We start from the raw sequence: 23514 nt of genomic DNA, 5'->3' as shown, positions 1-23514 counted from the left end.
GCCGCGACTACAGTTGAGTTCATGACTGAAGACAAAGACCCCATCCAGACCGCGCACGAGTGGCTTGAAGAGGTCGCAACGACGCTGGATCTCGATCCGCACGACGCCACGGCGCTGGTGCGCGAGCTGCTCGATCTCACCAAGGACGTCGCGCACTATCGCTCCCGCCCGGCCGCCCCGCTCACCGCCTTCGTGGTCGGTCTGGCCAGCAAAGACGTCGAGGAAGCCCGCGCCAACATCGCCAAGCTCAAGGAAGCCGTGCAGTAGTGGCGGGCCGCACCACCTCCAAGTTCGCGGTCACCAAGGTCCGCCTCAACGAGGAGCGCACGCAGGTCACCCAGGTCGATACCCGCGCCGATACCGTCGCTGGCGAGGAGCCGCTCGAAATCCGCGTCGATGGCCAGACTCTCACCACGACCATGCGCACCCCGGGCCACGACGTTGAGCTCGCCCATGGATTCCTCCATTCCGAGGGCCACATCCAGGCCGCCCGCGACATCGAGTCCGCCAAGTACTGCGAGGGCACCACCCGCGACGGTGTCAACACCTACAACCTCCTCGACATTGAGATGCGCGACGACAACGTCATCTCGCTCAAAGAGCTGCGCCTAACACTCACCAACTCCGCGTGCGGCGTGTGCGGTACCTCGTCCATCGAGGAGCTAGCCAAGAAGACCCGTTACCCCATCCCCCACGTGCCGGTCGACCCGCTCGTTATCGCCCAGCTGCCGGATAGGCTGCGCGAGGGCCAGAAGCAGTTCCGCAAGACCGGCGGCATCCACGCCGCTGGCGCCTTCACGCTGGGTGGCGAGCCCATCGTCATCCGAGAAGACGTCGGCCGCCACAACGCCGCGGACAAGGTCATCGGCCACCTGCTCATGGAGGGCTTGCTTCCGGCCAGCGATCTCATCCTCGTGATGAGCTCGCGCGCCAGCTTCGAGCTCGTGCAGAAGGCTGCGATGGCGGGCTTCTGCCAGCTCGTGGCGGTATCGGCAGCCTCCTCGCTCGCCGTCGACACTGCCCGCAAAACCGGCATGGCACTCGTCGGTTTCGCACGCGGCGACCGCTTCAACCTTTACTCGGGAGACCTGAAATGAGCCTTATCGATTTCCTTGTCAACGTCGAGCTGGACACCCCGCGCCCCGACTACCGCGCGCTGCTCATCGCCGCACGCAACGTCACTTCCCCGGTTGCCGAAACCCCCGCCGCCCCGTCAGCATTCCAGCCCCATGTCGCCGCGTGGCGCACGGCGTGGCAGAACGCCGGGCTCGATCCCGCGCTTTTTGATCTGGGCGCCCAGCCTTCCGATGCCCCCGTAGTTGCCCTCGGCAACGCCGTCGCCCGCCGTTTCGAGCTGCCTGTCACGGCGTTCGCCCTCGATGGCTTCGCGGGCCTAGTGCGCATCGAGGTAGGCACCGCTACGGTGCGCGATGCCGCGGGTAGTGCCGCGCGGCGCTTCCGGCCCGAGCACCGAGTCCAGCCCACGCCGGAGACCACCAGCGTGCTCTATATCCTCGAGGCCTTGGATCCGCTCACGGACGACGATCTGCGCCTGGCGGCAGATGACATCCTCGACGCCCTGCGCGCGGCGAACCCTGATGTCGAGGTCGCCCAGCGCATCCTGCGCCCCGAATAACTCCGCGCGCCGAGTAAGCGCTAGTGTGCAGCGCGCACGTCGAGGAAGCCGCGCAGCAGCGCATTGCGGCGGCGGGTGCCGGACTCGAAGGTCTCGGCGTAGTTGTCGTAGGGACATCGACTTGCGCGTACACCTCGTCGAGATGCGACATGTCGGGCACTCCGGCGACAGGCTCGGTCTCCCAGGCTCCCGCGATATGTTCGATAGTCGACTTGATGCCCTCGGGGCCGCCGCCCAAACGGTTGGACTCGAACGGGCCTGTGGCCGCGTAGCGCAGCCCCAGCGAGTTGCGCAAAATCGTGTCGAGGTCCTTCGCGTCAATGACCCCCTGTTGCACGAGTGAAATCGCCTCCCACATGTCGACCTTTTGAATGCGGTTGCCCACGAATCCGGGGATTTCCTTCTTCATCGCGCTGGGCTCGAAGCCGAGCTCTCGGTAGACCTCCAGCGCGCGTTCGACCGTCTCCGGCGCGGTCTCCGGTCCCGGCACGACTTCGAGAACCGGCATGAGTGCCGGCGGGTGAACGGGTGACCGATGACGATCCGCTCGGCTGCGGGATTGTCTGCCGCGCTCTTGGAAGGAAGGATGGCTGAGGTCGAGCTGGCGAGGATGGCGGCATCGGTAAGTCCCGCCAGCCGTGCGAAGATCTTGTGCTTGAACTCCAGCGACTCCAGCCCTGCTTCCTGGACGAAATCGACGCTGTCCGTGAGATCCTCCAGGTTTGTTTAGAACCGAACCTTGTCCCCGAACTCCTGCGCCACCGCGTCCGCGAGTTCTGCGCGCACGTCTGTCATGCGCACCTGCCACCCCGCGTCGACGAAGCGCTGGGCAAACGAGAAACCGATCAGGCCGCCACCTACAAGCAATGCTGTCTTCATGTTTTTTAGCCTGGGCCTTCTGGCTCGCGGCCACACGGTTTGTTGTATGGCCACCGCCACACAAAAGGTCTACAAGAATTGATTTATCCCGCCTCGGCCTTGTCCGAAGTGAAAGACGCTTTTCCACATCCCACCCTCGCCACGTCCTGCGCCCGCAACCAACCCGTAGAAATGCACCGCACGCCCATTCCTTCTACTCGCCCCTGTGCCGCTCCTGCTATGCCCGAGACCTCAGCCGTCGACCCCGCGCACTGCGCATCAGACCAGTGCTTTCGCACCCTTCCCCGAGCCGGTGCAGCAAATACATCCCGCCGTGACCACGGATCACCGCAGCGTGCCCGCGCGCGGCACCACTTTCCATTAAATAATTTTACCGTAGCCTACTCTATGTTAGGGTATCCTAACATGCACAAAATTCGTCACGAGAGACCGGCCCCTTTCGTCGATTCCTTCGTAAGAGCCGATCCGACTGCATTAAACACAATCATCCACCACAGCCAGCACACCCTCACGCAGTATCTCGCCGAGGGCGACGCGCCACGCTCCGGTCGCAACGCCCATGAGACAGCAGCGGCCGTCACACGCGTTGACCTCGAGCACCCAATTGGTACATTCGACGCCGCGTTGGCTGAGCTTTGCGAACTCTGGCTCGACCACGCCGTGTGGTACCACCACCCGCGCTACATCGCCCACCTCAACTGTCCGATCACCGCCACCGCCGTGGGCGCGGATCTGCTCGCCACCACAGTTAACACCGCGGTCGAAAGCTGGGATCAGGCCTCGAGCGCCGCCGCAATCGAAGGCCACCTCCTCGAGTTCTTCGCGCGCAAGCTGCGCTGGCCGGAAGACCCGCATTCCCGCACCCGCGGGGTCTTTACGTCCGGTGGTACGCAATCCAATCTGCAGGCGCTCTACATTGCGCGCGAAAAGGCGCTGGGCGCTCAAGGCGTGCAGGGACTTTCCCAGTTGCGCCTCTACACCAGCAGCCACGCCCACTACTCCGTGTTGCGCGCCGCCCACCTCCTTGGGCTCGCGGACACCGCCGTCATCACTATCGAATCGGATGCCGAACACCGACTCGACGCAGCTGATCTCGCCCGGCGCATCGCGGCCGACGTGGCGGACGGCTACACGCCGATGGCCGTCGTGGCCACCGCTGGGGCAACCGACCGCGGCACCATCGATCCGCTAGAGAGCATCGCCAAGGTCTGCCGCCACGCAGGGGTGCACTTGCATGTCGACGCCGCGTACGGAGGCATCCTGCTGCTCTCACCCACGCAACGGCACCGTTTGCGCGGCATGGACGCGGCCGATAGCGTCACCGTCGACTTCCACAAGGGCTACTTCCAGCCGGTGGCCTGCAGCGCGATTCTCTTGCGCGATCCCGCCGACTGCGCCCTCGTGTCGTGGCACGCGGACTACCTCAACCCCGAAGACGCCACCGACCACAATCTCGCAGACTTCTCGCTCCAAACCACGCGTCGCTTCGACGCGCTCAAGCTCTGGATGACGCTGCGCACCCACGGCGCCGACGCCCTCGGGGAGGCCTTCGACGCCTGCTGCGCCGCGGCCCGCGATGCCGCCCGGCGCGTCGACGCCCATCCACGCTTTGCACTGCGCGCCACACCGGAGCTTTCCACAGTGCTGTTTACGCCTGCCGATGCCCCCGCCAGCCTCGTCCACATCGTCCGCCAGCGCTTGCTCGAGCGGGGCGACGTGATTGTCGCGACCACCACCTTCGAGGGCGCGCCGTGCTGGAAGTTCACCATTCTCGATCCGCAGCTGCGTGGCACAGATATCGACGCGATCCTCGGGCTCATCGAACGCGAGATGGACGCCGTCGACCAAGCCAACGCTCAACCGAGCCCCAGCGCTCTCGCGGTACAACCCGCGCGCTAGACCACGACCCACAGAAACTTAAAACAGGAGTTTGTAATGTCTTCTTCCACCACCGCCCGCACTGCCGCCGCCGCTGATGCCGAATCTAGCATTAAGCCCTATGACCTGGTGGGCATCGGGATCGGGCCGTTCAACCTGGGCCTGGCGGCGCTGAGCCAGCCGCTGGTTGACGGCGGCGCGCTGCGCGCGGCGTTCTTCGATTCGCGCGCGGAATTTTGCTGGCACCCCGGGATGATGATTCCTGGGACGACGATCCAGGTTCCGTTCATGGCCGATCTGGTCACCCTCGCCGACCCCACGAGCCCGTACAGTTTCCTCAACTACTGCAAGCAGCAAGGGCGCATCCACCAATTCTACATCAAGGAGGATTTCAACCCGCTGCGCGAGGAATACTCCGATTACTGCACCTGGGTCTCCCAGCAGCTGAGCACGCTCGAGTGGAACTCCACGGTGACGTCGGTGCGCCGCGTCGACGATCTGTGGGAGGTCACCGTCAACGGGCCACGGGACACCTGCACGGTGCTCAGCCGCAACGTCGTGGTCGGAGTGGGCACCATACCGTTTATTCCCGCCGAGCTGCGGGCTGCGCCGGAAGCCGGGCTCGCCGTACACTCGGCGGACTATCTTGAGCACAAGGAGGAGTTGCTCGCCCAGGAGTCCGTCACCATCATCGGGTCGGGGCAGTCCGCGGCCGAGATTTACGCCAATCTCATGGAACCTGCCGCGTACCAGGGCACGCGGCTGGACTGGGTCACCCGCTCGGGGCGCTTCTTCCCCATGGAATACACCAAGCTCACCCTCGAGATGACTAGCCCCGAGTACGCGCAGTTCTTCCGCGGCCTGGACGCCGCGACGCGCGACCGGCTCAACCGCGAGCAGCGCAATCTTTACAAGGGAATCTCCGGCCAGCTCGTCAATCACATCTACGACACCTACTACCGGTTGTCCATCACGAAGGGCCTGCCGCGCCCATTCGCCTCGACGCTCCTAGCCGGCTGGAGCGCGGCGCTATGCGACGCAGACGCGTCCGCCCCGTTCCAGCTGACGTTGACCCACGGCGAGACCGGCGAAACCCGCACGCACGCGACAAACGCGCTGGTGCTCGCCACCGGCTACAAGGCCCCGCTCTTCCCCAGCTTCCTGGAGACCGCACGCGAAGAAGTCCAGTTCGACACGGCCGGGCGCCTGGCCATCGATCCCGAGTTCGCCATCGACGCCGCCCAGTCGCTCTTCGTCCAAAACGCCGAGGAACACCTTCATTCGCTCATCGCGCCGGATCTCGGGATGGGACCGTGGAGGAACTCCATTATTCTCAAGGCCATCACCGGCCGCGAGTACTATCCCATCGAGCGTTCCGTCGCCTTCCAGACCTTCGGGGGTCAGTAATGCTCAATACCGAACGTGACGAAATCTTCACTCCCCACGGCACGGTGCGCCTTCGCCCGCTCACCCCCGGCGACACCGAGCTCGTTCACGGGTGGCTCACCGATCCTCACTGCGCGTTCTGGGGCATGCAACAGGCCAGCGTCAACGACGTCGCCGTCGAATACGACCGGCTCCGCGCCTCCCCGCACGAAGAAGCCTGGATCCTCGAGCTGCGCCCGTACCCTGCCGCCCCGCGCAGACCGATGGGCATCGTCGAGGACTACGACCCGCGCCGCGTGGTGCTGGACTCGGTGTTGGCCGGGGCTGCTAGCTCGGAGGCTGCTGGTGTCAGGGAGTTGACGCTGGAAGAGCCACTACGCGGACTGCACTTCCTCGTCGCCCCGCCGGCCGGTGCCCACGTTTCTGGGCTAACCAGCAGCCTTTTCGCCGCGGTCATCCGCTGGCTCATCGACTGCCGAGGTTTCCGCGAACTCCTCGTGGAGCCCGACGTAGCCAATGGCGCAATTCACCGCAAGAACGCCGAGGCCGGCTTCCTTGATGTGCCGGGACTTAACGAGGTCCGCCTGCTTCAAGGCGGGCACACGAAGACGGCACGGGTGCAGCGTTGTACTGCCTCAGACTTCTATTCCTCAGCGGCTGCCGCGCGCGGCTCGCTGTCGCCGGTGGCGAATGCGCTGTGCGCGGCCGAGACCGCTGAGCGCCAGCTCATCGCCAAGGCCATCCGCGAATTTAGCCATGAAAGACTGCTGACGCCGAGCTTTCACCCGGACTCAGAACGATGGTCGGTCCACTTGGGGCCGCGGGAGCTGAGCTTTTCGGCCCACCAGTACGGGCTGGAGCATCTCGAAGTCGTCCCCGAAAGCATCGAAGCTGCCGATGCCGCCCCGCTGCACCTGGCTGAGCTCATCGCCGGGGCCGCAGAACAGCTGGGCATAGAACCGGGGTTCCTGCACACCTACATCGAAGAAATTCAGGCGACCCTCGCCGGCCGTGCCCGCGCCCTCGCGACTCGCCCCGCCGCGCAAAGCTTGCGCGCACCGCAGCTCGCCGCCAGCGCCCAGGAGCGCGCGAATGCCCAGGCGGACTATCTCGTCTCCGCTGAGTCAGCAATGTATGAGGGGCACCCCGGGTTCCTCGCGAATTCGGGGCGCGGCGGGATGAGCCTTACCGAGCTACGCGCCTACGCGCCGGAGGCGGGAGCCGACGTACACATCGTGTGGCTCGCCGCCAAGCGGGAGCACTGCGTGGTGGCGGCATCAGAAGACGTCGCGGACCTAGCCGGGTTCTTCGCCGAACAGCTCGGAGACCTCGAGCCGCGCTATGAGCAGGCGCTCGCAGAATTGGGCTGCGACCCGGATGACTATGTGCCGCTGCCGCTGCACCCGTGGCAGTGGGACAACTGCATCTCCACGATCTTTTTCGCCCAGCTCATTTCCCGGGATCTGGTGTACATCGGCACCAGCAGCGACCTATTTCGCCCCCAGCAGTCGCTGCGGACGTTCTTCAACCACTCGCGCCCGGCGCTGCCCTATGTCAAGACTGCCGTGGGCATTCGCAACATGGGGTTCGTCCGCGGGCTCTCGCCGGCGTACATGGAAACCACGCCCGCCATCAACGATTGGTTAGCCCAACAGCTCAATGTCGATCCGGAATTCCGGGCCTGCAACGTGCGTCTGCTCAAAGAAATCGTCGCCGTAGGCTACCGCGGCGACACCTACCACCGCCACCCGCTGCCCGCGGACTCAACAAGCGGGCGAGAGAAAATGCTCTCCGCGCTGTGGCGCGACTCGCCCGTGCCGCAGCTATCCGCCACGAGCGTGGCCGTGACCCTGGCGGGCTGCCTCTACGTCGACCCGGCAGGAGAGTCACTCGCCGCCGAGTGGATCGCGCAATCGAGTCTACCGCCGCAAGAATGGCTGCGTCAGCTGCTCGACGTGTACCTTGTCCCAGTCCTCCACGCGCTCGCCCAGTACGGAATCGTGTTCATGCCGCACAGCGAGAATGTCATCCTCGAGCTCGACAACGGCGCGCCCGTCGGCGCGTTTTTCAAGGACCTGGGGGAAGAGGCCGCGGTCGTTGACGCCCGCGTGGACATGCCTGCGGGACTAGAGCGCCTGCAGGTCGATCACGGCGACTTCACCGGTGCCCAGCGCGCGCTATCTATCCACACCGACGTCCTCGACGGCGTGCTGCGCCACCTCGCCGCGCTCTTCGACCGGGAGGGATTGCTCACTGAGACCGAATTTTGGCTCACCTGCCGTGAAGTCGTACTGGATTACGAACGCCGCTTCCCCGGCACGCTGGAGAAACTTCCGGTGCTCGCGCCGCAGTTCAAGCACTCGTGCCTCAACCGCTTGCAGTTACGCAACCCGTTATCGATGGTGAACTTGGGCGACCAGGAGTCCTCGCTCATCTACGCCGGGGACATGGACAACCCGTTGCATTCTCCAGAATCGACGGCGCGATAAGTAAAGGCCAACCCCGCTCGTGCGGGGTTGGCCTTCTCGCGTACTACGCCGCAGCTTAGTCGCGATACGCTTCCGGGCCAGAGTTAAGCCAGGCGTACACGCCACCAATTAGGAAGCCACCACCGATGAGGTTTCCTACCCACACGATGGACCAATTGGCCAACACCACCCAAAGGGTAAAACCTTCCGGTAGCGGGCTGGCGCAGAAGAAGGTCAGGGTCATCAGGCAGAAATTCGCGATGACGTGCTCGAGGCCCAAGCCCACGAAGCAGGCGATGATCGGCACGATGACGAAGAACTTGGAGGCAATGTCTTTGGCAAAGATAGCGCCGATAATCGCCATGTTGACCACGAAGTTGGCCAGTATGGCCTCCACGAACATGCCGCCTGGTCCTTTGAGGAGCTTGCCCATCGCGAGGTCGACGATAAGGTGATTTGGGTCGATGCCGCCGAGCTTGGCGGACATACCCATGGCTGCGGCGAAAAGCACGGCGCCAACTAGGTTGAATAGCGTGGTGACTGCGAGGAGCCACAGCGCCTTTCCCCAGCCCACCTGCTTCTTCACGGCGCCGTAGACCATGTACATCATGTTGCCGGTGGCTAGGTCCGCGCCCAGAATGACGATGGCAAAAAGGCCCAAACCGAACAGGCAGGCAAAGACCAGAGAACCGAGGCCTTCCACATGCTTCTCGACGCCCATACCCATCACCGCAGCAAATGCCGTACCGATCGCCAGGTACACGCCGGCCAAAGTAGAACGGACAGCAAAGCGGGAGAAAGATTGCTCTAGGAGCGTGACCTTCTTCGTCACGGCTGCTGCGGCAGCATCATTCAAGGACATCAAGTACCTCGTACGGTTCAGATTTCAGAGACCTTTGTATCGTACTCCGCCGCACGCACCGCAGGTGAATCCCTGATCTTCAGCAACCAATTGCAATCACTTTTCACTTAAGAAAAACTGGCGGGAATGACACCCTTCCTGTCTGTCCAGCACCTCAGCTACGGCTACTCCGCCCGCACTAAGGTTGTTCGCGATATATCCTTCGACCTCGCCCCAGGGCTCACCGTCCTTCTCGGCGCAAATGGCGCGGGGAAAAGCACGCTCATGCAGCTCATCGCCGGTGAGCTACGCCCGCCAACAGGAACCATCTTCGTGGGCGGTGAAGACGTCCGCCGTTCCGACTCGTGGCGGCAACGTGTCGGCTGGGTTCCGCAACGCAGTGTGTTTGATCCGGCGCAACGCGCAGTGGATTTCGTAGCAGACGTTGGCTGGCTGCGCGGACTAGACCGCGCGACAGCACGCCAGCACGCGGTAAATGCCTTGCGGATAATTGGCTTGGAGGACCACAGCACTACCCGCCTGCGCGATGTCCGGTGGAATGCAGCGCCGCGCCATGGTCGCGGCGGGCCATTGTCCACGAGCCAGATGTACTGCTTCTCGACGAACCCACCGCAGGTCTCGACCCACACCAACGATCCTCACTCATCCGCGCACTGCGTGACATGGCTTCGAACGGCACCACTGTCCTCATGTCTACGCACGTCGCGGCTGATATGGACTCCGCCGATCGCACGCTCATTCTTCATCGTAGGTGCATCGCAGTCGATTCTTCTGTTGCAGATTTCATCGAAAGGTACGGCTCCGTAGAACAAGGATTCTGCGCCGTCACCGAACAAGCTACCGACGGGGCACGGGGAGGGGCTGCTTTGTGAGACACGTTCGCTTCATTCCTGTTGTACTCTTCACCGCACTGCTGAGTTTTGCCTCTGCGCGGGGCAGTAACGTCGCCGGTTCCTGGCCAGAGGCCACCGCAATCTGCGCGGTTGTCGCCGCGGCTACGGGCGTACTTCTCGAAAGTATTGCTGCATGGGACGCAGGAAGCCAGGACGCCACGTTTCTACGCTCCACATCCACCTCGCGCGCCCGCACAGCAGTACTTCTCGTCGGCCTGGCGCTGGCATGGGGACTGGCCAGCATTCTTATCGACTTCATGATCCTGGCAGGGTTTGTCTATACCGCACCCGTGGGCAGCTCGCCATGGTTCCTCGTCATCATTAGCAGCCTTGTGTGGGTTGTGTTGTGTGCGGTTCTCGGTGCGGGTTTGGGTGTCTTTGTCCGGCGCCGGCTTCTCGCCGCGTTACTCGCAGCACTGCTCACGCTAGCTTTGTGCGTGGTATCGGCGTGTGCGGATTCCACGCCGGCTTCCCTACGCTTTCTTTTCTTCCCCGGCAATGGGTACGAGCTGATAGCACGGCAGCGACGGGTGGCTTCGGTCGCAATTTCTGCCGTCATGGTAGCGGCCTTAAGCGCCTGTGTCCTTGCCGCACTGACACGCCACCACCCTGCCCCGCGTTACACCGCGCTGACTCTCCTCGCCATCATCACCATCGCCGCTGTTGGCTCCGCCGCAGTGGGGCCCCAAGGTACGCGGGCACGGGACACCACGGAGGCGTCGGCAAGCTGCACCCGGGATGCGAACAAACAGCGATACTGCAGTTGGCCAGAAGATCACGAACTCGTCGTAGCCGCAGACGCGCACTGGCAGGAATTCACGCAGATGCTTGTCGACGCCGGCCTTCCTCCCCTCACCGGCACATACGGTCAACCCGGCTCCGATCACGCCACGGAGTTGTCCCACACAGTGGCCAGCCCAGCGGCCCTGTACACGCGGGTTTATGAGGCTCAAGCTGCGGCGCTGCGCGCTCAGCGCCCCCTGCGAAGAAACTTCTGCCTCTCGCAACGCACACCAGGTACTTTCGGACTGGGCCACGTATGCGTTCAGAGCGGAGGACGACAGGTTTACTACCCTCAGCGCACAAAGTTCAACTACTCCTGCGCGCGCCTGGATTGAAAACGAGCTTTCTCACCGTTCGCCCGCAGAGCAAGCCGTGGCTCTGGCTCCCTTTATTCACACCATGCAGACGTGCAGCTCCGAGCTACCACCGCTGGGGGTTGCACAATGAGTCCCTACCTGAGACTTCGCCGTTGGCCGGAGTTCTTTTTAATCCTCAGCCTTGGCGTGGTAGCGCAGTTCCTGGATAACTTGGCCGTTCCACAGCTCTTCGGAGCGCCACTGAACCGTCCCGTATTCGTTTTCAATCTGCTGCCACTGCTCGTCGCAGGCTCCATACTGGCGTTGCTGAATAGTTCATGGGATGAGAAATACGAGGCCACGAGCACGGCCCGTTCGCTACGCAAGGAGAAAACTGCCTTGTTGGGTGCAGCTACCGCAGCGTGGACCGCTGTGTTCGGATTCGGATTATTCATTGGGGTAGTACCTATTCATTCAGCATCCACGATCCTTTTCTGTCTCGCTGCGGTTGGCGTCGCGTTAACGCTGCGTAGCGCACTGGACTCGAAGGCATCTGCGGGAATTGCGCTCCCCCTGTCGTTGCTGGCGCTCCTTTTTCCCTGGTGCTTGGGCGAAACCACGCCGTTGGGCAATTCCCTCGGCCAAAGTATGTCTCCCATCATTGCCATCGTGTGCGCCACTATCTTCCTTGTAGGCGCGGCTGCGTGGCTTCACCGACGGCACTAAAACCAAAAAATTCCCCCGGCCTCCTTTCGGAGTGCCGGGGGAATGCCTCAAGCGCTATTTACTTGAACGGGAAGCCGAGCTCGCGCAGGAGCTTGCGGCCCTCGTCGTCGTTAGTAGCGGTGGTAACGACGGTGATGTCCATACCACGAGGGCGGTCGATCTTGTCGATGTCGATCTCGTAGAACATGGACTGCTCGGACAGGCCGAAGGTGTAGTTGCCGTGGCCGTCGAACTGCTGATCAGACAGACCGCGGAAGTCACGAATACGTGGCAGCGCGATGGTCAGCAGGCGGTCTAGGAACTCCCACATGCGGTCGCCGCGCAGGGTAACGCGTGCGCCAATGGGCATGCCCTCACGAAGCTTGAAGTTCGCGATGGACTTCTTAGCGCGACGCAGCTGCGGCTTCTGACCGGTAATAGCGGTCAGATCCTCGAGTGCGCCGTTGATGACCTTGGAGTCACGTGCGGCTTCGCCAACACCCATGTTGACGACAACCTTGGTGACACCAGGGATCTGCATGACGTTGTCGTACTTGAACTCGTCATTCAGGGTCTTGCGGATTTCCTCGCGGTAGCGAGTCTTCAGACGCGGGGTGTAGTTCTCGCTCATTTTTAGATGTCCTTCCCGTTGCTACGCGCGATACGGACCTTCTTGCCGTTCTCGTCGAAACGGTAGCCCACGCGGGTCGGGTTGCCTTCGGAGTCAACGATCGCAACGTTGGACACGTGGATCGGTGCTTCCTGGGTAACGATTCCGCCGGACTCGGCGCCACGCTCGGCAGCAGAGTTTGCGACGTGCTTCTTGATGCGGTTAACGCCCTCTACGAGGACCTTGTCACGCTTTGGGTATGCCTCGATGACCTTGCCCTTCGCGCCCTTATCTGGGCCCGAAATGACGATCACCATATCTCCCTTATGGATCTTCATAAGACTAGATCACCTCCGGTGCGAGAGAAACGATCTTCATGAAACGCTTGTCACGAAGTTCGCGAGCAACCGGTCCGAAGATACGGGTACCACGAGGCTCGCTATCGCCCTTGAGAACAACTGCAGCGTTCTCGTCAAAGCGAATGTAGGAGCCGTCTGGACGACGGGTTTCCTTCTTCGCACGGACGATAACTGCCTTAACTACGTCGCCTTCCTTGACGTTGCCACCTGGGACAGCGTCCTTGACAGTCGCGACGATGACGTCGCCGATGCCAGCGGAGCGTCGGACAGAGCCGCCGAGAACGCGGATGCACAGCAGTTCACGTGCACCAGAGTTGTCGGCGACGCGCAGACGCGATTCTTGCTGAATCACTATGGGTCTCCTGACCTGGATTGATGTGCGGTAAGATTTCCGTCCTTGCCGCACGCGGTCTACAAACTTGCGATGCTCAAGCCTTGACAACGGACTGTGCCGAAGGGTCTCGGACCGGCGGTTCGGAAACGCACCACTACGGGCCGACCAGCTTTTGCAACCTATACATTCAACCACACGCCAGCGCCCATACCAAAACGCCGCTTAGTGATTACCGACGCCCCCTACCTCCACATATATTTCCGTCAGTACACCCGCTTACCCCTCGGCCTCTTATTTCGAATACTACGACACGCATAGGCTCCAAAATCATCGCCACAATCTGCACATATGAACCACACTTTAACAACGCTCAGTGCAAAGTCCATCGCGCAGCCATTCTAATGGTTTGATCTTTCACTGCTGTAACGCATGAGAATTACAGTTAACTTCTGATTTTCATGCAACAACTGCAAATTCTGTGACTACTGGTATTTGCCCGCGAAAGACGTTTCTTTGCTCTTTCCCATATTTCCCGAAGGAGAAGCACATGAAGCGTTTGCCACAGACCCTGACTGCTGCTGTACTGACCGGCGCACTCGCCTTTGGCGGCGCAGCTATTGCCCAGGCTCAGATGCCACTACCGGCTTCCATCGAGACCAATGGCATTACCTACGACAAGCAGCCCGACGGCAGCTACGCACCACGCAACCGCTTTGAGAACCCAGCCGGCGAGGACACCGTACCTACCCTCACTGAGGATCAAGCTCGCGCCATCTGGGAGCGTCAGCAGTCAAAGGATGGTGAAAGCGCTGATCCTGAGACCCCTGGAAACGAGACTGACACTGAAGGCGCAGCCGACGCCGAGGGTACTGACTCCGAGAGCTCCAACAAAGAAGGTATCCCTGCTCCAGCTACGAAGAAGGACGCCGAGGGCAACGAGTGGTACCAGAGCCTGAAGGATCCGAAGGTTTACGTCAACGACCCAGCTCTGGTGAATGAAGAGATCACCGACGAGATGCGCAATTCTTACGCTGAGGCGTTCCTGTCTGAGGATTCGAAGCCTGAATTCGACAAGAATAAGCTGGCTTGGTTGGCACTGCCAGCTGCACTGATCATCGGTGGCATCACCTGGTACCTTTCCCAGGACGGCAAGACCTACGTCAAGGACGAGGCACGCAAGAACCAGGAACCGACCGCTGAGGAAAAGGCTGCTTCCGAGCAGATGCTGAACGCTAACAAGGACGAAGTTATCGCCCAGGTCGGTCAGCTCGCTAAGGGCGACGCTGCCCTGGCTGAGGTTCCTTCCGCACTATCTGCCCCGGCAACTGGCGAATCTGCAGACTCCGCACGTGACATGTCCGCTGAGACCGGCTCCAACTCCGTTGCACAGGCTCTGGCTGCTCTGGCCGTAGCTGCAATGGTTGCTGCTGGCGCTTTCACCGCACGCCGCAAGTTCTTCGCTTAAGCAAGAGCCTCCCTACTAGATAGGAAACTGAATTGAGACTTGCTGCGTCGGTCGGGCTTCGGTCCGGCCGGCGCAGCTTTTTGCTGTGGACTCCCTGGTGCATCGCAATTCGCTTGGGCTCCAAATGAGCTTTTGGCCATGGGAGCACAGTTGTTTCTAATACACTAAAGGCCGAACTGGGAAGAAGTATCTCTCAGTTCGGCCTTTGTTCTTTAGAGCTAGCTGGTTGTACTGGAAGGCTCCTCAGTGGATGCAGGTGTAGCTGCATGGCCAGTGGTTGGTGTGGATGCTGGCTCGAGCTTGGGATCCACGGTGAAGATATCGGTACCGGAGCCAATAAGTTCGCCGGGGCGGAAGGCCTCGGTAGGGATGACCGGGCCGGTCTTCTTCGAATTCGAGACAACCACCGGAGTGGTCACGGGAAGGCCGGCGGCCTTGATAGCGTCGATATCGAATTCGGCGAGGATATCGCCCCGCTTGACCTCATCGCCCTTGGTGACGTGGGAGGTGAAGTGCTCACCCTTGAGGTTTACCGTATCGAATCCGATATGCATGAGGATATCGATATTGCCCACCACTGAGTCCTTGGCACGAATGGCATAGGCATGGTGGGAGGGGAAAGTAACGGTGATTTTGCCGTCGGCAGGCGCAACCAGCTTGCCCACGGTGGGCTCGATTGCCACACCTTGGCCCAGCTTGCCACCGGCAAACATAGGATCGCTGACCTGAGACAGTGGCACGGCGGTGCCCTCCAGTGGGGAGAAGATGGTGCAGGCATCGTCGGCAGCTACCGCAGCTGGGGTGGCAGCGGCAGCCTGTGCCTCGGCTGCGGGAGGATTGACCTCGTCCGGGTCGATGGAGCCATTCTTCCGAATGAGCACGCGGCCGTAGAGGTACGCGCCCACAAAGGCAATCACGAAGGAGATGACACCACACAGGAGAAAGGTCGGCACGAAGCGGGGGACGGAGACGAAACCGATGAAGCCGGCGGCGCCGAGGGCATCGGCAAGCACGCCAAAGATGGCGATGAAGGCAGAGGAAACGGCGGACGCCGCCATGCCGATATAGAACGGCCAGCGCAAGCGAAGGTTTACGCCGAAGATAGCGGGCTCAGTAATACCGAACAGGGCGGAAATGCCGGAGGCACCGGCCAGCCCCTTGAGCTTTTCGGAGCGGGCCAGGAAGTATACGGCGAGCGCGACACCACCTTGGGCGATATTGGCCATGGAGGCAATCGGGAAGATAAAGGAACCGCCCTCGTTCCACAACATCGTCTCAATCGGCGGGAAAGATTGATGCAAGCCGGTAATCACAATCGGCGAATAGACAAGGCCGAAGAGGAAACCGGCCACTGGACCGGCAAAGTCATAGAGGTTAGCTAGTCCCATGCCAAGCCAGTCGCCGGCCGTGCGCAGGATGGGCCCCAAGCCCATAAAGGTTAAGAAACCGGTAATGAGCAGCGTGAGCAGCGGGGTAAGCATGAAGTCCACCGTGCCCTTGAGGTGCTTGTGCAGGAATTTCTCCAAGGTGGCGAGGATCCACGAAATCACCAAGATAGGAAGGATGGAACCTTGGTAGCCGGCCTGGGCGACGTCGAAGCCAAAGATATTCCAATAGGACATCTCGCCGCTTTCAATCGCTTCAGCCACGTTGTAACCGCTGACCAAATCCGGCATGACCATCGCCATAGCCATACCGGCGCCAAGGAACTCGTTGCCACCAAAGCGCTTCGTCGCGGTAAAGCCGACGAGGATGGGCAGGAAGGCGAATGGCGCGGCGGCGAGCAAATTAACTAGCCCAGCAAAGCCTTCCCACGCCGGGAACATCTCGATGACGGATTTATCGCCAAACAGGCCTTCGGCCGTCAAGACGTTATTGAGAGCCATGAGCAAACCGCCGCCCAATAGGATGGGGATGAGCGGCACGAAGATATCCGCCAAGACTTTGACGGCCCGGCTAAACCAGTTGCCGGATTCAGCAGCGATGTCTTTTAGACGGTCGGTGGATACGGCCACGTCCTTGGAAATCAGGTTGGTCATTTCCTGGAAGACGATATTGACGTCACCAGGGCCGACGATGACCTGGAACATACCGCCAGCCTCAAAGGTGCCCTTGAGATCGGGGTCATTATCCAGCGCGGCGGTATCCACCTTGTCCGAATCTTGCAGCACCATGCGCAGGCGCGTGGCGCAGTGCGCGAGTGCGTTGATGTTGTTTTCGCCGCCGAGCGCCTTAAGCGTGCGGGCGGCTACTTCCTTGTGGTCCATAGAAGAGCCCTTCAGTGTAATGGATCACATCCTGATACCGGACGTGACTACTTATGTCCATTACAGCTGGAATTCGGGCCTAAGTCCACACATTCGGGCGGAGTGTTGGCAACTTCACCGGTGATAGGTACACCTACCCGCGCGGTTCCCACCCCTGCCACGGTGACTCGCCAAACACCGCGAACGAAGCAGCAATCCGACCACCCCCGGCATAGACCTCAACGGCGCAGCCATCCGCAATCAAGCGCATCTCACCATCCGGGCAGTCGATGGGTTCTCCGCCATTAAAGGAAATGGTCCCGTCGCGTTGGGTGACACGGAAAGCTTCATCCCCGGCGGCGTCGATAAGAGCAAAGGAACCTTCGCCCTTGATATCGATGGTGGAGCCAAAGCCTTCGCGCCCGTGGGTCTCCGGCAAGGCAGACCACAGCGGCTCTTGGTGCAAGTAGTCACCCTCAAGCCAGATGCGGCGTGGCAGGGTCAAGGTGTGCACCCAGCCTTGCGTCGGAGTGTCATCCTGGGCGGGCATGCCCATCCACCCCAGCAGGATGCCGTCCTCGGTAGCCTGCGGCGCATAAAACTGGGTGCCGTGATCCAAGAGTGTAAAGCCGCGCTCAATGTGAAAATCCAACCCTTCGAGCGTGCCCACGACATAGCCGCAGCGGTCCGTTTCTGCTTGCGGGCAAAAGATGAGTACCTGCTTGTCCCCTAGCGTGAGGAGATTAGGACACTCCCACATATATCCGCCCGGCAGCTGGGAAGGATCATCCAAAACAATCTCGCCCTGAAAGTCCCACTGCGCTAAGTCCTGGGAGCGGTAGAGAACAATGGTGCCGCGTTCATCTTCGGTTTGGGCGCCGATGACCATCCGCCAACCGTCACCGTCGCGGGTGATCTGTGGGTCACGGAAGTGGCCCGTATAACCCTCCGGGGAGTCCGGGATGAGGGGGTTATTCTCATCGCGGAGATAGATGCCGCCTTCAGGGCCCGAAGGGTCGAGGGCGCGCACGCGGTTCTGCGAGGGAATGCGGCGGCCGTCTTGTTTCAGGTTGCCTGTATAAAACAGCCAGACATCGGTGCCATCGACCACCGCGCCGCCCGAATAGCATCCATCCTTGTCATAGGGCAGATCCGGGTATAAGGCATCCGGGTGGTGTTGCCATGGCGTGGGCGCGGAAACACGTGTGGTCGCATGGCCCCAGCCGGTGCGCTTGGGCTGGCGCGGGAAGGCAGGGTCATGCTGGTAGTAAACATGCAAGGTATCACCGTCTACAAAGACACCATTGGGATCATTGAGGCGGCCTTGTGGTGGGGCAAGGTGAAAATTGGGCCGGTAGTTCATATCACCGATACTATGAAAATATGACTATTCATGTGTGCGGTGAAGGGCTCGTGGACCTCGTTCCAGTAGCCCCTGGCAGCTTGAACGACCACACCCCGGCGCTGGGCGGCGGGCCATTTAACGTGGCCATCGCAGCCGCGAGACTGGGGGCGGACGTAGAGTTCCAGTCCCGCCTTTCTACCGATGGTTTTGGCCAGGAACTCGTTGGCCGCCTTAAGTCAGAAGGCGTGACCACCACCCACCTGCAGCGTGGCGATGAGCCCACCACGCTAGCCGTCACGACCATCCATGAGGACGGCTCCGCTTCCTATAACTTCTATATCGAGGGCACCGCCGACCGCTTGGTTGAGCCACACTTGGTTCCGGCCGATATCGCGTGCTTTGGCACGGTCTCCCTTGCCCTTGAACCTGGCGCCTCCCGCTATGCGCAACTATTGAAGGATTTTGCCGCACAAGGTACCTTGGTCGCCCTCGATCCGAATATCCGCCCGTTCTACGCCACCCAGGAGCACCGAGAATTCCTAGCGGACCTGCTCCCCCACGTCACTGTGCTCAAGCTTTCCGACGAGGAGGTGGAATTCCTCGGCACCGACCTCATTTCCCAGGTCCCCGTCGTCGTAATTACCCGCGGCGGGGAGGGCCTTAGCGTTCAGGCCGGTGACACCGCACTACAGGTGCCGGCCGCAAAGGTCACCGTCGCCGACACCATTGGCGCCGGCGATACCATCATGGCCGCATTGTTGACCCAGATTGATGAGCGCGGGCTCGACGCCACCGCCTTGTCTGAACTAGGAGCTGCGGAGTGGAAGGAAATCCTGTCCTTCGCCGCGGCCGCCGCAGGGATCACCGTTTCACGCAAAGGTGCTAACCCACCACGGCGTGAGGAAGTAGAGTCAGCGCTATGACCTACACCAAGCGCACCCTGTGGCTGCACTCCGCGCTCTTTATCCTCGCGTTTCTCGCGTTTATCCTGCCCGTAGTTTTTGGCACCTCCGCTCTACTTCCTGTTTGGTTGACCGGCGGGCTGAGTCTGGGGCTAGCGGCTTGCGCGCTTGTCGACGCCGCCTATAAATTCTTCGCCCCTACCTCCCCTCGTAGCCTCCGCCTGCTCTCTGGTCTTGCCGGCCTCGTTCTGCTCATCGGCTGGGGCATCTGGGTCTATATCTACGGCAATATGGCGGCCGTGGGCACAGGTTCCTATCGAATCGGTACCTTTTTGCTCGGCGCGGGAAGCGTGCTCAATCTTTTTGTAGTGGCAATTTCCTTTCTAGATATACAAAGAAAGGTCAACTAGAGCGACTGGGCAACAGCCACAATTGGCAGGTTTCCACTAATGCGCCGCTACGACGCGGCGGAGAACAATGATGGGAGCATCGCCGAGCGGATCCTCCCAGGCTTCAGCCTCGATGCCATAGGCCTGCTCCAATACCTTCGGGGATAGCGCTTGTTTCGGCGCCCCGCGAGCGATAATTTTGCCGGCTTTCATCACCACCATGGAATCAGAATAGTGGCCCGCCAGCATGAGATCGTGCAGGACTACAACCACTGTTTTGCCCGCCTGCGCTTGTGCGCGTGCCAACTCCAGCATGCGCATGGCATGGGCGGGGTCGAGAAAGGTCGTGGGTTCGTCGAGAAGCAGCACAGGCGTATCTTGTGCCAGTGCCAACGCCAGCCAGACGCGTTGGCGCTGCCCACCCGATAGCGAAGCGATATCACGATCGAGGAAGTCCACAATGTCGGTAGCCTCGCAGGCCTGCGCGATAGTCTCCCGATCCGTAGCGGAAAGGCCGCGCATCCTCCCCTGATAGGGATGACGCCCGCGCGCGACCAACTCGCCTACCCGCAGCCCATCGGGGGCCACGGGGTGCTGTGGCAGCAGCGCCACCTGCTGCGCGGCATCCTTCGCGGACATCGCATGTAGGTCAGCGTCCCCGACCATGACGCTGCCCTGCCGCGGGGCCAGGATTTTCGAGAGAGTTTTCAGCAGCGTGGACTTGCCGCAGCCATTGGGTCCAATGAGCGTGGTGACTTCGCCGGCGCGGGCGTGCAGATCGACGCCGGCAAGGATATCCTCGCCATTCTTATATCCCGCATGAATGCCGGTGGCGTGGAGGCTACACCGAGGCTTCGCGCTCGTGGGCTGTTTAGGCTGATTAGGCCGATTATTCGTCATATCTTTTCCTTCATCCACGTCTGACTGTCTAGCACCATCGGGCGCTGTGTTTGTCCGTTTCCCCCGCTGTGCCGCGGCGCAACGATTAGCTGCGCCCGGCCGCATTCCACACCACTATCACCAAGGCGCAGCCGCCGATGACCGAGGAAACCGCACCCACCGGTGCGTTTACCGGGATAGCGCCAGCGATGACGGCACACACGGTAAGCAACGCCGCGCCCGCGGCTGCCGATGCCAGCGGCGATGGTGTGGGGGTGCGCGCCACCATCCGCGCCAGGTGCGGCGCTAGGAGCGCGATAAACCCAATGGGTCCCACCACCGAGACCACCACGGCGCTGATACCGGTTGCCGCAATAAGCAGCAGGGCGCGCTGGCGGGAAATATTCACGCCCAGGGTGGTTGCGGAGGAATCATCGTGGGCAAGCAGCGGCAACTCCCGCGCGCACCAGATGCCTATAGCGAGAAACGGCGCTAATGCCGCCAGCAGGGGGAGGATGACCTCCATGCGCACAAATCCAGTCGATCCCGCAAGCCACGTTTGCGCCTCCGCAGCGCGCAGGACCTGGGCGCTGCGCATCAAATACGCCACGATGGCCTGAAACATCAGAGATAAGGCAATACCGACGATGACGATGCGGTTGCTCGTACCGATGCCACCAAGGGCGGCGAGGATGAGGACAACGAGGAGGGCGCCGATCGTCGCCAAGCATGCCCGCCACCAAAACTCCGGGATGCCCTCAGCGAAACTGGGGCGCGAATGCACGGTGCCCAGGACCACCAGCACCGATGCCCCGCCGGTAACGCCTAAAATATCCGGCGAGGCGAGCGGGTTGCGGGCCATGGTTTGCGTCCAAGAACCGGCCAGGCCGAGGGCGGTGCCCACGATGACGGTGGCGATAGCAACCGGCAGGCGCAAGTCCCACACCACCCTGATGTGGCTCTCGCTGCCGCCGCCGGTGAGAACATCGATGACTTGCCGTGGGCTCAGTTCCACGGAACCTTGCCCCAACAATACTAAGTACGCGATAAGGGCGATAAGGATAAATGCCAACGTGGAAGCGAGCACGCGCGCGTGCCGGCGGCGTTGCTGCGCTTGTAAAATAGTGCTGATTGCGGCCATGCGTTATTGCCCCCACGCTCTGCCCACGCCGCGGTGGGCACCCCAAATGAGGAAGGGTGCACCCACTATCGCGAGGACGATGGACATCTCCAGCTCCGAGCTGCCCACAATGAGGCGGCCAATGATATCGGCAGCAAGCACGGCACAACCACCCAGGAGCGCGGAGGGCAAAAGCATGGTAGCAACGCTAGGGCCCACCACCCGCCGCACGATGTGGGGAATGGCAAAGCCGACGAAGGCAATGGGACCCGTTGCCGCCGTTGCACTGCCGGCCAGCACCACGACGCTGAGCGCCGCGCCCACCCGCGCGGTGGTGGGTGATCCGCCCAAGGCGAGGGAGGACTCCTCCCCCATAGCCAAAAGGTCGAGGGGTCTGGCCGCCATCGCCGCACACGCTAGGCCGAGAACAAGCCCTATGCCCGCGATCGCGACGTCTTCTGGGCCGCGGCCAAAGGTCGAGCCGATGGTCCACCGCCGCATGCTATCGAGGACGTCCGTGGAATATAGACCGATGATCATCGCGCCCGATCCCAAGGAGGCGGAAACACCGGCACCCACCAGAATGAGCGTCAGGGGATCCTGAAACCGCCGCGATACGGCTAAGACCAGCAGCGTAGTAATACCCGCGCCAGCGAGCGCGAGGGTAGTCCGCATACCGGTGGAGGTAGCAATGCCGATGGCCGTGCCTAGGGCAACAAAGAATGACGCACCCGCGGTAACGCCAATAAACCCTGGATCCGCCAGTGGGTTTCGGGTCCACGATTGCGCCAGTACACCGGCCACAGCAAGGGCCGCGCCGGCGAAATAAGCCAGGAAGGTGCGCGGCATGCGCAGGTTCCACACGATATCGTGGATATCCTGCTCCCCTGCTCCGTGCAGGGCTGCGATGACCTCCCCGGGCGGAATCGAGCGGGATCCTAATGCCAAGGACGCCGCCGCCAACACCAGGCTGGCGAGGATGAGGGCAACAAGGAGCAGCTTGTGACTCTGTGCCCGCGTCATTACCGGTGCGGCGGCGCCGGTGGCGGTGGCGGTGGCGGCAGGACTATCTGCGGTGTTATCCGTCTGGATTTTTTGGCCGACTTTCGTGGTTGCTGACAATTACAGCTTCTCTTCAAACTTATCTACTGCCCAGGGGATGGTGACCGGGTTCGGCATACTCATGGCATTACCGGTATCCGTATCCAGGTAGCGCACGCGACCATTCTTGACAACGTCGAGGCCCTGGAAGGTCTTATCCTTCTTCAAGGCTTCGGAGGAACCGTTGTAGTCCAGGACAAAGAGGTAATCAACCTGGTTAAGCTTTGCGTAATTTTCTGGGGCAATGTCAACAAAGAAGCTGCTGCCATCGCCCTGCAAGGCATCGGGGATCTCCATGCCAAGATCCTCGATGAACTGTCCGCGCCCGTCCTCCTCGGTGTAGAGGCCAATTTTGCCATCATAAGGCATGACGATGGCCGCAGATTTATCCTGCAATTCCGTGTGCTCGCGGCGGAATTCCTCGAAGGCCTTTTCGGTGTCATCGATAAGCTTATCGCCTTCGTCTTCCTTACCCACCGCGTCTGCGATGGTTTCTACCTGCTTTTCCCAGGGCACCTGCCAGTCTTCATAGCCATCTGGCTTGATGGTGGTAGGCGCGATGTCTTCCAGGGATTCCTTCGTATGCGCATCGACGGCTTGGTTCACCGCAATGATCTGGGTGGGGTCTGCCGCAGTGATCTGCTCAAAGGTATCCGCGGTGAATCCGGTTGCGGTGTTATAAATCACCTCAGGTTTTGCTTCGCCTAAAAGCTCCTCTGCCCAGGGGCCGACGCCGGAGGGGTCGCCATCGCCCTCAGCACCCCACGGTGCCACCGTCACGGGAGTAATCCCCAGGGCAAGCAGCGTGTCGGCGTCACCCAGGCCCAGGCTAGCCACGCGCTGCTCGCTGGAAGCGTCAGTAGCCTTAGCTGTTTCATCGCCTTCACCACGGGAGCAGCCTCCTAACGCTACGGCTCCGGCAGAAAGCACTGCTACTGCACCCAAACTACGACGGCCGAGAATCTTCACCAGACTAAC

Annotated in this window: 23 protein-coding genes and 2 pseudogenes; 13 read left to right on the top strand and 12 right to left on the bottom strand. The window is 61.4% G+C overall.

The annotated features are described in order from the left end of the window. Nucleotides 1-21 precede the first annotated feature (21 nt). Genes WMQ00_RS00230 through WMQ00_RS00220 form a run of 3 tightly spaced genes read left to right on the top strand, consistent with a single transcriptional unit; the run spans nucleotide 22 to nucleotide 1636 of the window. Nucleotides 22-267: a DUF6457 domain-containing protein gene (locus tag WMQ00_RS00230; protein ID WP_200288268.1), complete on the top strand. Its 246-nt coding sequence runs from the start codon at nucleotides 22-24 to the stop codon at nucleotides 265-267. Continuing rightward, nucleotides 267-1097, top strand: a complete 831-nt coding sequence (fdhD, locus tag WMQ00_RS00225; RefSeq protein ID WP_023020578.1) for a formate dehydrogenase accessory sulfurtransferase FdhD — start codon at nucleotides 267-269, stop codon at nucleotides 1095-1097. Before WMQ00_RS00230 ends, fdhD begins: the two co-directional genes overlap by 1 nt. Further along, nucleotides 1094-1636 (top strand): hypothetical protein, encoded by a 543-nt coding sequence (locus tag WMQ00_RS00220; protein WP_023020577.1) that lies wholly within the window; start codon nucleotides 1094-1096, stop codon nucleotides 1634-1636. Before fdhD ends, WMQ00_RS00220 begins: the two co-directional genes overlap by 4 nt. Here the strand turns inward: WMQ00_RS00220 and WMQ00_RS00215 are convergent. Further along, the gene (locus WMQ00_RS00215; protein WP_316349567.1) at nucleotides 1533-1994 is read right to left on the bottom strand and encodes a 3-hydroxyacyl-CoA dehydrogenase family protein; all 462 of its coding nucleotides are present in this window, start codon (nucleotides 1992-1994) and stop codon (nucleotides 1533-1535) included. The genes WMQ00_RS00220 and WMQ00_RS00215 overlap by 104 nt on opposite strands. A 108-nt stretch (nucleotides 1995-2102) precedes the next feature. Beyond that, nucleotides 2103-2515: pseudogene (locus WMQ00_RS00210) on the bottom strand (3-hydroxyacyl-CoA dehydrogenase NAD-binding domain-containing protein); the annotation flags it as partial. Between the two features lie 405 nt (nucleotides 2516-2920). Here WMQ00_RS00210 and WMQ00_RS00205 point away from each other — a divergent pair. From WMQ00_RS00205 to WMQ00_RS00195, 3 genes are read left to right on the top strand one after another with little or no spacing between them, the layout of a single operon-like run. Next, nucleotides 2921-4414 (top strand): pyridoxal phosphate-dependent decarboxylase family protein, encoded by a 1494-nt coding sequence (locus tag WMQ00_RS00205; protein ID WP_200288269.1) that lies wholly within the window; start codon nucleotides 2921-2923, stop codon nucleotides 4412-4414. Between the two features lie 36 nt (nucleotides 4415-4450). Further along, on the top strand, nucleotides 4451-5800 hold the full coding sequence (locus WMQ00_RS00200; protein ID WP_234288129.1) for a lysine N(6)-hydroxylase/L-ornithine N(5)-oxygenase family protein: 1350 nt from the start codon (nucleotides 4451-4453) through the stop codon (nucleotides 5798-5800). Beyond that, on the top strand, nucleotides 5800-8268 hold the full coding sequence (locus WMQ00_RS00195; RefSeq protein ID WP_340440563.1) for a GNAT family N-acetyltransferase: 2469 nt from the start codon (nucleotides 5800-5802) through the stop codon (nucleotides 8266-8268). The genes WMQ00_RS00200 and WMQ00_RS00195 overlap by 1 nt, the downstream gene beginning before the upstream one ends. 55 nt (nucleotides 8269-8323) lie before the next feature. Here WMQ00_RS00195 and WMQ00_RS00190 read toward each other — a convergent pair whose 3' ends face one another. Next, the gene (locus WMQ00_RS00190) at nucleotides 8324-9109 is read right to left on the bottom strand and encodes a formate/nitrite transporter family protein (RefSeq protein WP_023020572.1); all 786 of its coding nucleotides are present in this window, start codon (nucleotides 9107-9109) and stop codon (nucleotides 8324-8326) included. 126 nt (nucleotides 9110-9235) lie between these two features. Between WMQ00_RS00190 and WMQ00_RS11985 the strand changes: the two are divergent. The 4 genes and pseudogenes from WMQ00_RS11985 to WMQ00_RS00175 all read left to right on the top strand — a co-directional run. Further along, nucleotides 9236-9616, top strand: a pseudogene (locus WMQ00_RS11985) (ATP-binding cassette domain-containing protein); the annotation flags it as partial. A gap of 26 nt (nucleotides 9617-9642) precedes the next feature. Further along, nucleotides 9643-9981: an AAA family ATPase gene (locus WMQ00_RS11980; RefSeq protein ID WP_034655739.1), complete on the top strand. Its 339-nt coding sequence runs from the start codon at nucleotides 9643-9645 to the stop codon at nucleotides 9979-9981. Further along, on the top strand, nucleotides 9978-11120 hold the full coding sequence (locus WMQ00_RS00180; protein ID WP_200288272.1) for a hypothetical protein: 1143 nt from the start codon (nucleotides 9978-9980) through the stop codon (nucleotides 11118-11120). The genes WMQ00_RS11980 and WMQ00_RS00180 overlap by 4 nt, the downstream gene beginning before the upstream one ends. Before the next feature lie 108 nt (nucleotides 11121-11228). Next, the gene (locus WMQ00_RS00175) at nucleotides 11229-11807 is read left to right on the top strand and encodes a hypothetical protein (RefSeq protein ID WP_023020567.1); all 579 of its coding nucleotides are present in this window, start codon (nucleotides 11229-11231) and stop codon (nucleotides 11805-11807) included. A gap of 58 nt (nucleotides 11808-11865) precedes the next feature. Here the strand turns inward: WMQ00_RS00175 and rplE are convergent, their stop codons facing one another. The 3 genes from rplE to rplN are packed head-to-tail and all read right to left on the bottom strand — an operon-like array spanning nucleotide 11866 to nucleotide 13107. Beyond that, nucleotides 11866-12417 (bottom strand): 50S ribosomal protein L5, encoded by a 552-nt coding sequence (gene rplE, locus WMQ00_RS00170; protein ID WP_023020566.1) that lies wholly within the window; start codon nucleotides 12415-12417, stop codon nucleotides 11866-11868. A gap of 2 nt (nucleotides 12418-12419) precedes the next feature. After that, the gene (gene rplX, locus WMQ00_RS00165; protein WP_023027809.1) at nucleotides 12420-12734 is read right to left on the bottom strand and encodes a 50S ribosomal protein L24; all 315 of its coding nucleotides are present in this window, start codon (nucleotides 12732-12734) and stop codon (nucleotides 12420-12422) included. Between the two features lie 4 nt (nucleotides 12735-12738). Next, nucleotides 12739-13107, bottom strand: a complete 369-nt coding sequence (rplN, locus tag WMQ00_RS00160) for a 50S ribosomal protein L14 (RefSeq protein WP_005322812.1) — start codon at nucleotides 13105-13107, stop codon at nucleotides 12739-12741. Nucleotides 13108-13636: 529 nt separating this feature from the next. Between rplN and WMQ00_RS00155 the strand changes: the two genes are divergently transcribed. Further along, nucleotides 13637-14554, top strand: coding sequence for a hypothetical protein (locus tag WMQ00_RS00155; RefSeq protein WP_023020564.1), 918 nt, complete (start codon nucleotides 13637-13639; stop codon nucleotides 14552-14554). Between the two features lie 218 nt (nucleotides 14555-14772). Here the strand turns inward: WMQ00_RS00155 and WMQ00_RS00150 are convergent, their stop codons facing one another. Together WMQ00_RS00150 and WMQ00_RS00145 are read right to left on the bottom strand one after the other, a co-directional pair. Then, on the bottom strand, nucleotides 14773-16821 hold the full coding sequence (locus WMQ00_RS00150) for a sucrose-specific PTS transporter subunit IIBC (protein ID WP_023020563.1): 2049 nt from the start codon (nucleotides 16819-16821) through the stop codon (nucleotides 14773-14775). A 133-nt stretch (nucleotides 16822-16954) separates the two neighbouring features. Next, nucleotides 16955-18163 carry a glycoside hydrolase family 32 protein gene (locus WMQ00_RS00145; RefSeq protein WP_023020562.1) on the bottom strand — a complete coding sequence of 403 codons (1209 nt, stop codon included), beginning with the start codon at nucleotides 18161-18163 and terminating at the stop codon, nucleotides 16955-16957. Between the two features lie 20 nt (nucleotides 18164-18183). Between WMQ00_RS00145 and WMQ00_RS00140 the strand changes: the two genes are divergently transcribed. Together WMQ00_RS00140 and WMQ00_RS00135 are read left to right on the top strand one after the other, a co-directional pair. After that, on the top strand, nucleotides 18184-19068 hold the full coding sequence (locus WMQ00_RS00140; RefSeq protein WP_023020561.1) for a carbohydrate kinase family protein: 885 nt from the start codon (nucleotides 18184-18186) through the stop codon (nucleotides 19066-19068). Continuing rightward, nucleotides 19065-19457, top strand: a complete 393-nt coding sequence (locus WMQ00_RS00135) for a multidrug transporter (protein ID WP_248100347.1) — start codon at nucleotides 19065-19067, stop codon at nucleotides 19455-19457. Before WMQ00_RS00140 ends, WMQ00_RS00135 begins: the two co-directional genes overlap by 4 nt. A 36-nt stretch (nucleotides 19458-19493) precedes the next feature. Here WMQ00_RS00135 and WMQ00_RS00130 read toward each other — a convergent pair whose 3' ends face one another. The 4 genes from WMQ00_RS00130 to WMQ00_RS00115 all read right to left on the bottom strand — a co-directional run bounded on the left by WMQ00_RS00130 (nucleotide 19494) and on the right by WMQ00_RS00115 (nucleotide 23505). Continuing rightward, nucleotides 19494-20336, bottom strand: coding sequence for an ABC transporter ATP-binding protein (locus WMQ00_RS00130; protein ID WP_340440596.1), 843 nt, complete (start codon nucleotides 20334-20336; stop codon nucleotides 19494-19496). 85 nt (nucleotides 20337-20421) lie between these two features. After that, complete coding sequence (locus tag WMQ00_RS00125) at nucleotides 20422-21456, bottom strand: FecCD family ABC transporter permease (protein ID WP_316327592.1); 1035 nt, start codon at nucleotides 21454-21456, stop codon at nucleotides 20422-20424. Nucleotides 21457-21459: 3 nt separating this feature from the next. Continuing rightward, on the bottom strand, nucleotides 21460-22557 hold the full coding sequence (locus WMQ00_RS00120; RefSeq protein WP_340440562.1) for a FecCD family ABC transporter permease: 1098 nt from the start codon (nucleotides 22555-22557) through the stop codon (nucleotides 21460-21462). After that, nucleotides 22558-23505 (bottom strand): ABC transporter substrate-binding protein, encoded by a 948-nt coding sequence (locus WMQ00_RS00115; protein ID WP_316327589.1) that lies wholly within the window; start codon nucleotides 23503-23505, stop codon nucleotides 22558-22560. It abuts the gene before it with no gap. Between the last annotated feature and the right edge of the window lie 9 nt (nucleotides 23506-23514).

This window comes from Corynebacterium sp. KPL2825, assembly GCF_037908445.1.
In the GTDB taxonomy this organism is placed as follows: Bacteria; Actinomycetota; Actinomycetes; order Mycobacteriales; family Mycobacteriaceae; genus Corynebacterium; species Corynebacterium kefirresidentii.
This window is presented reverse-complemented; position numbering and strand designations above follow the sequence as displayed.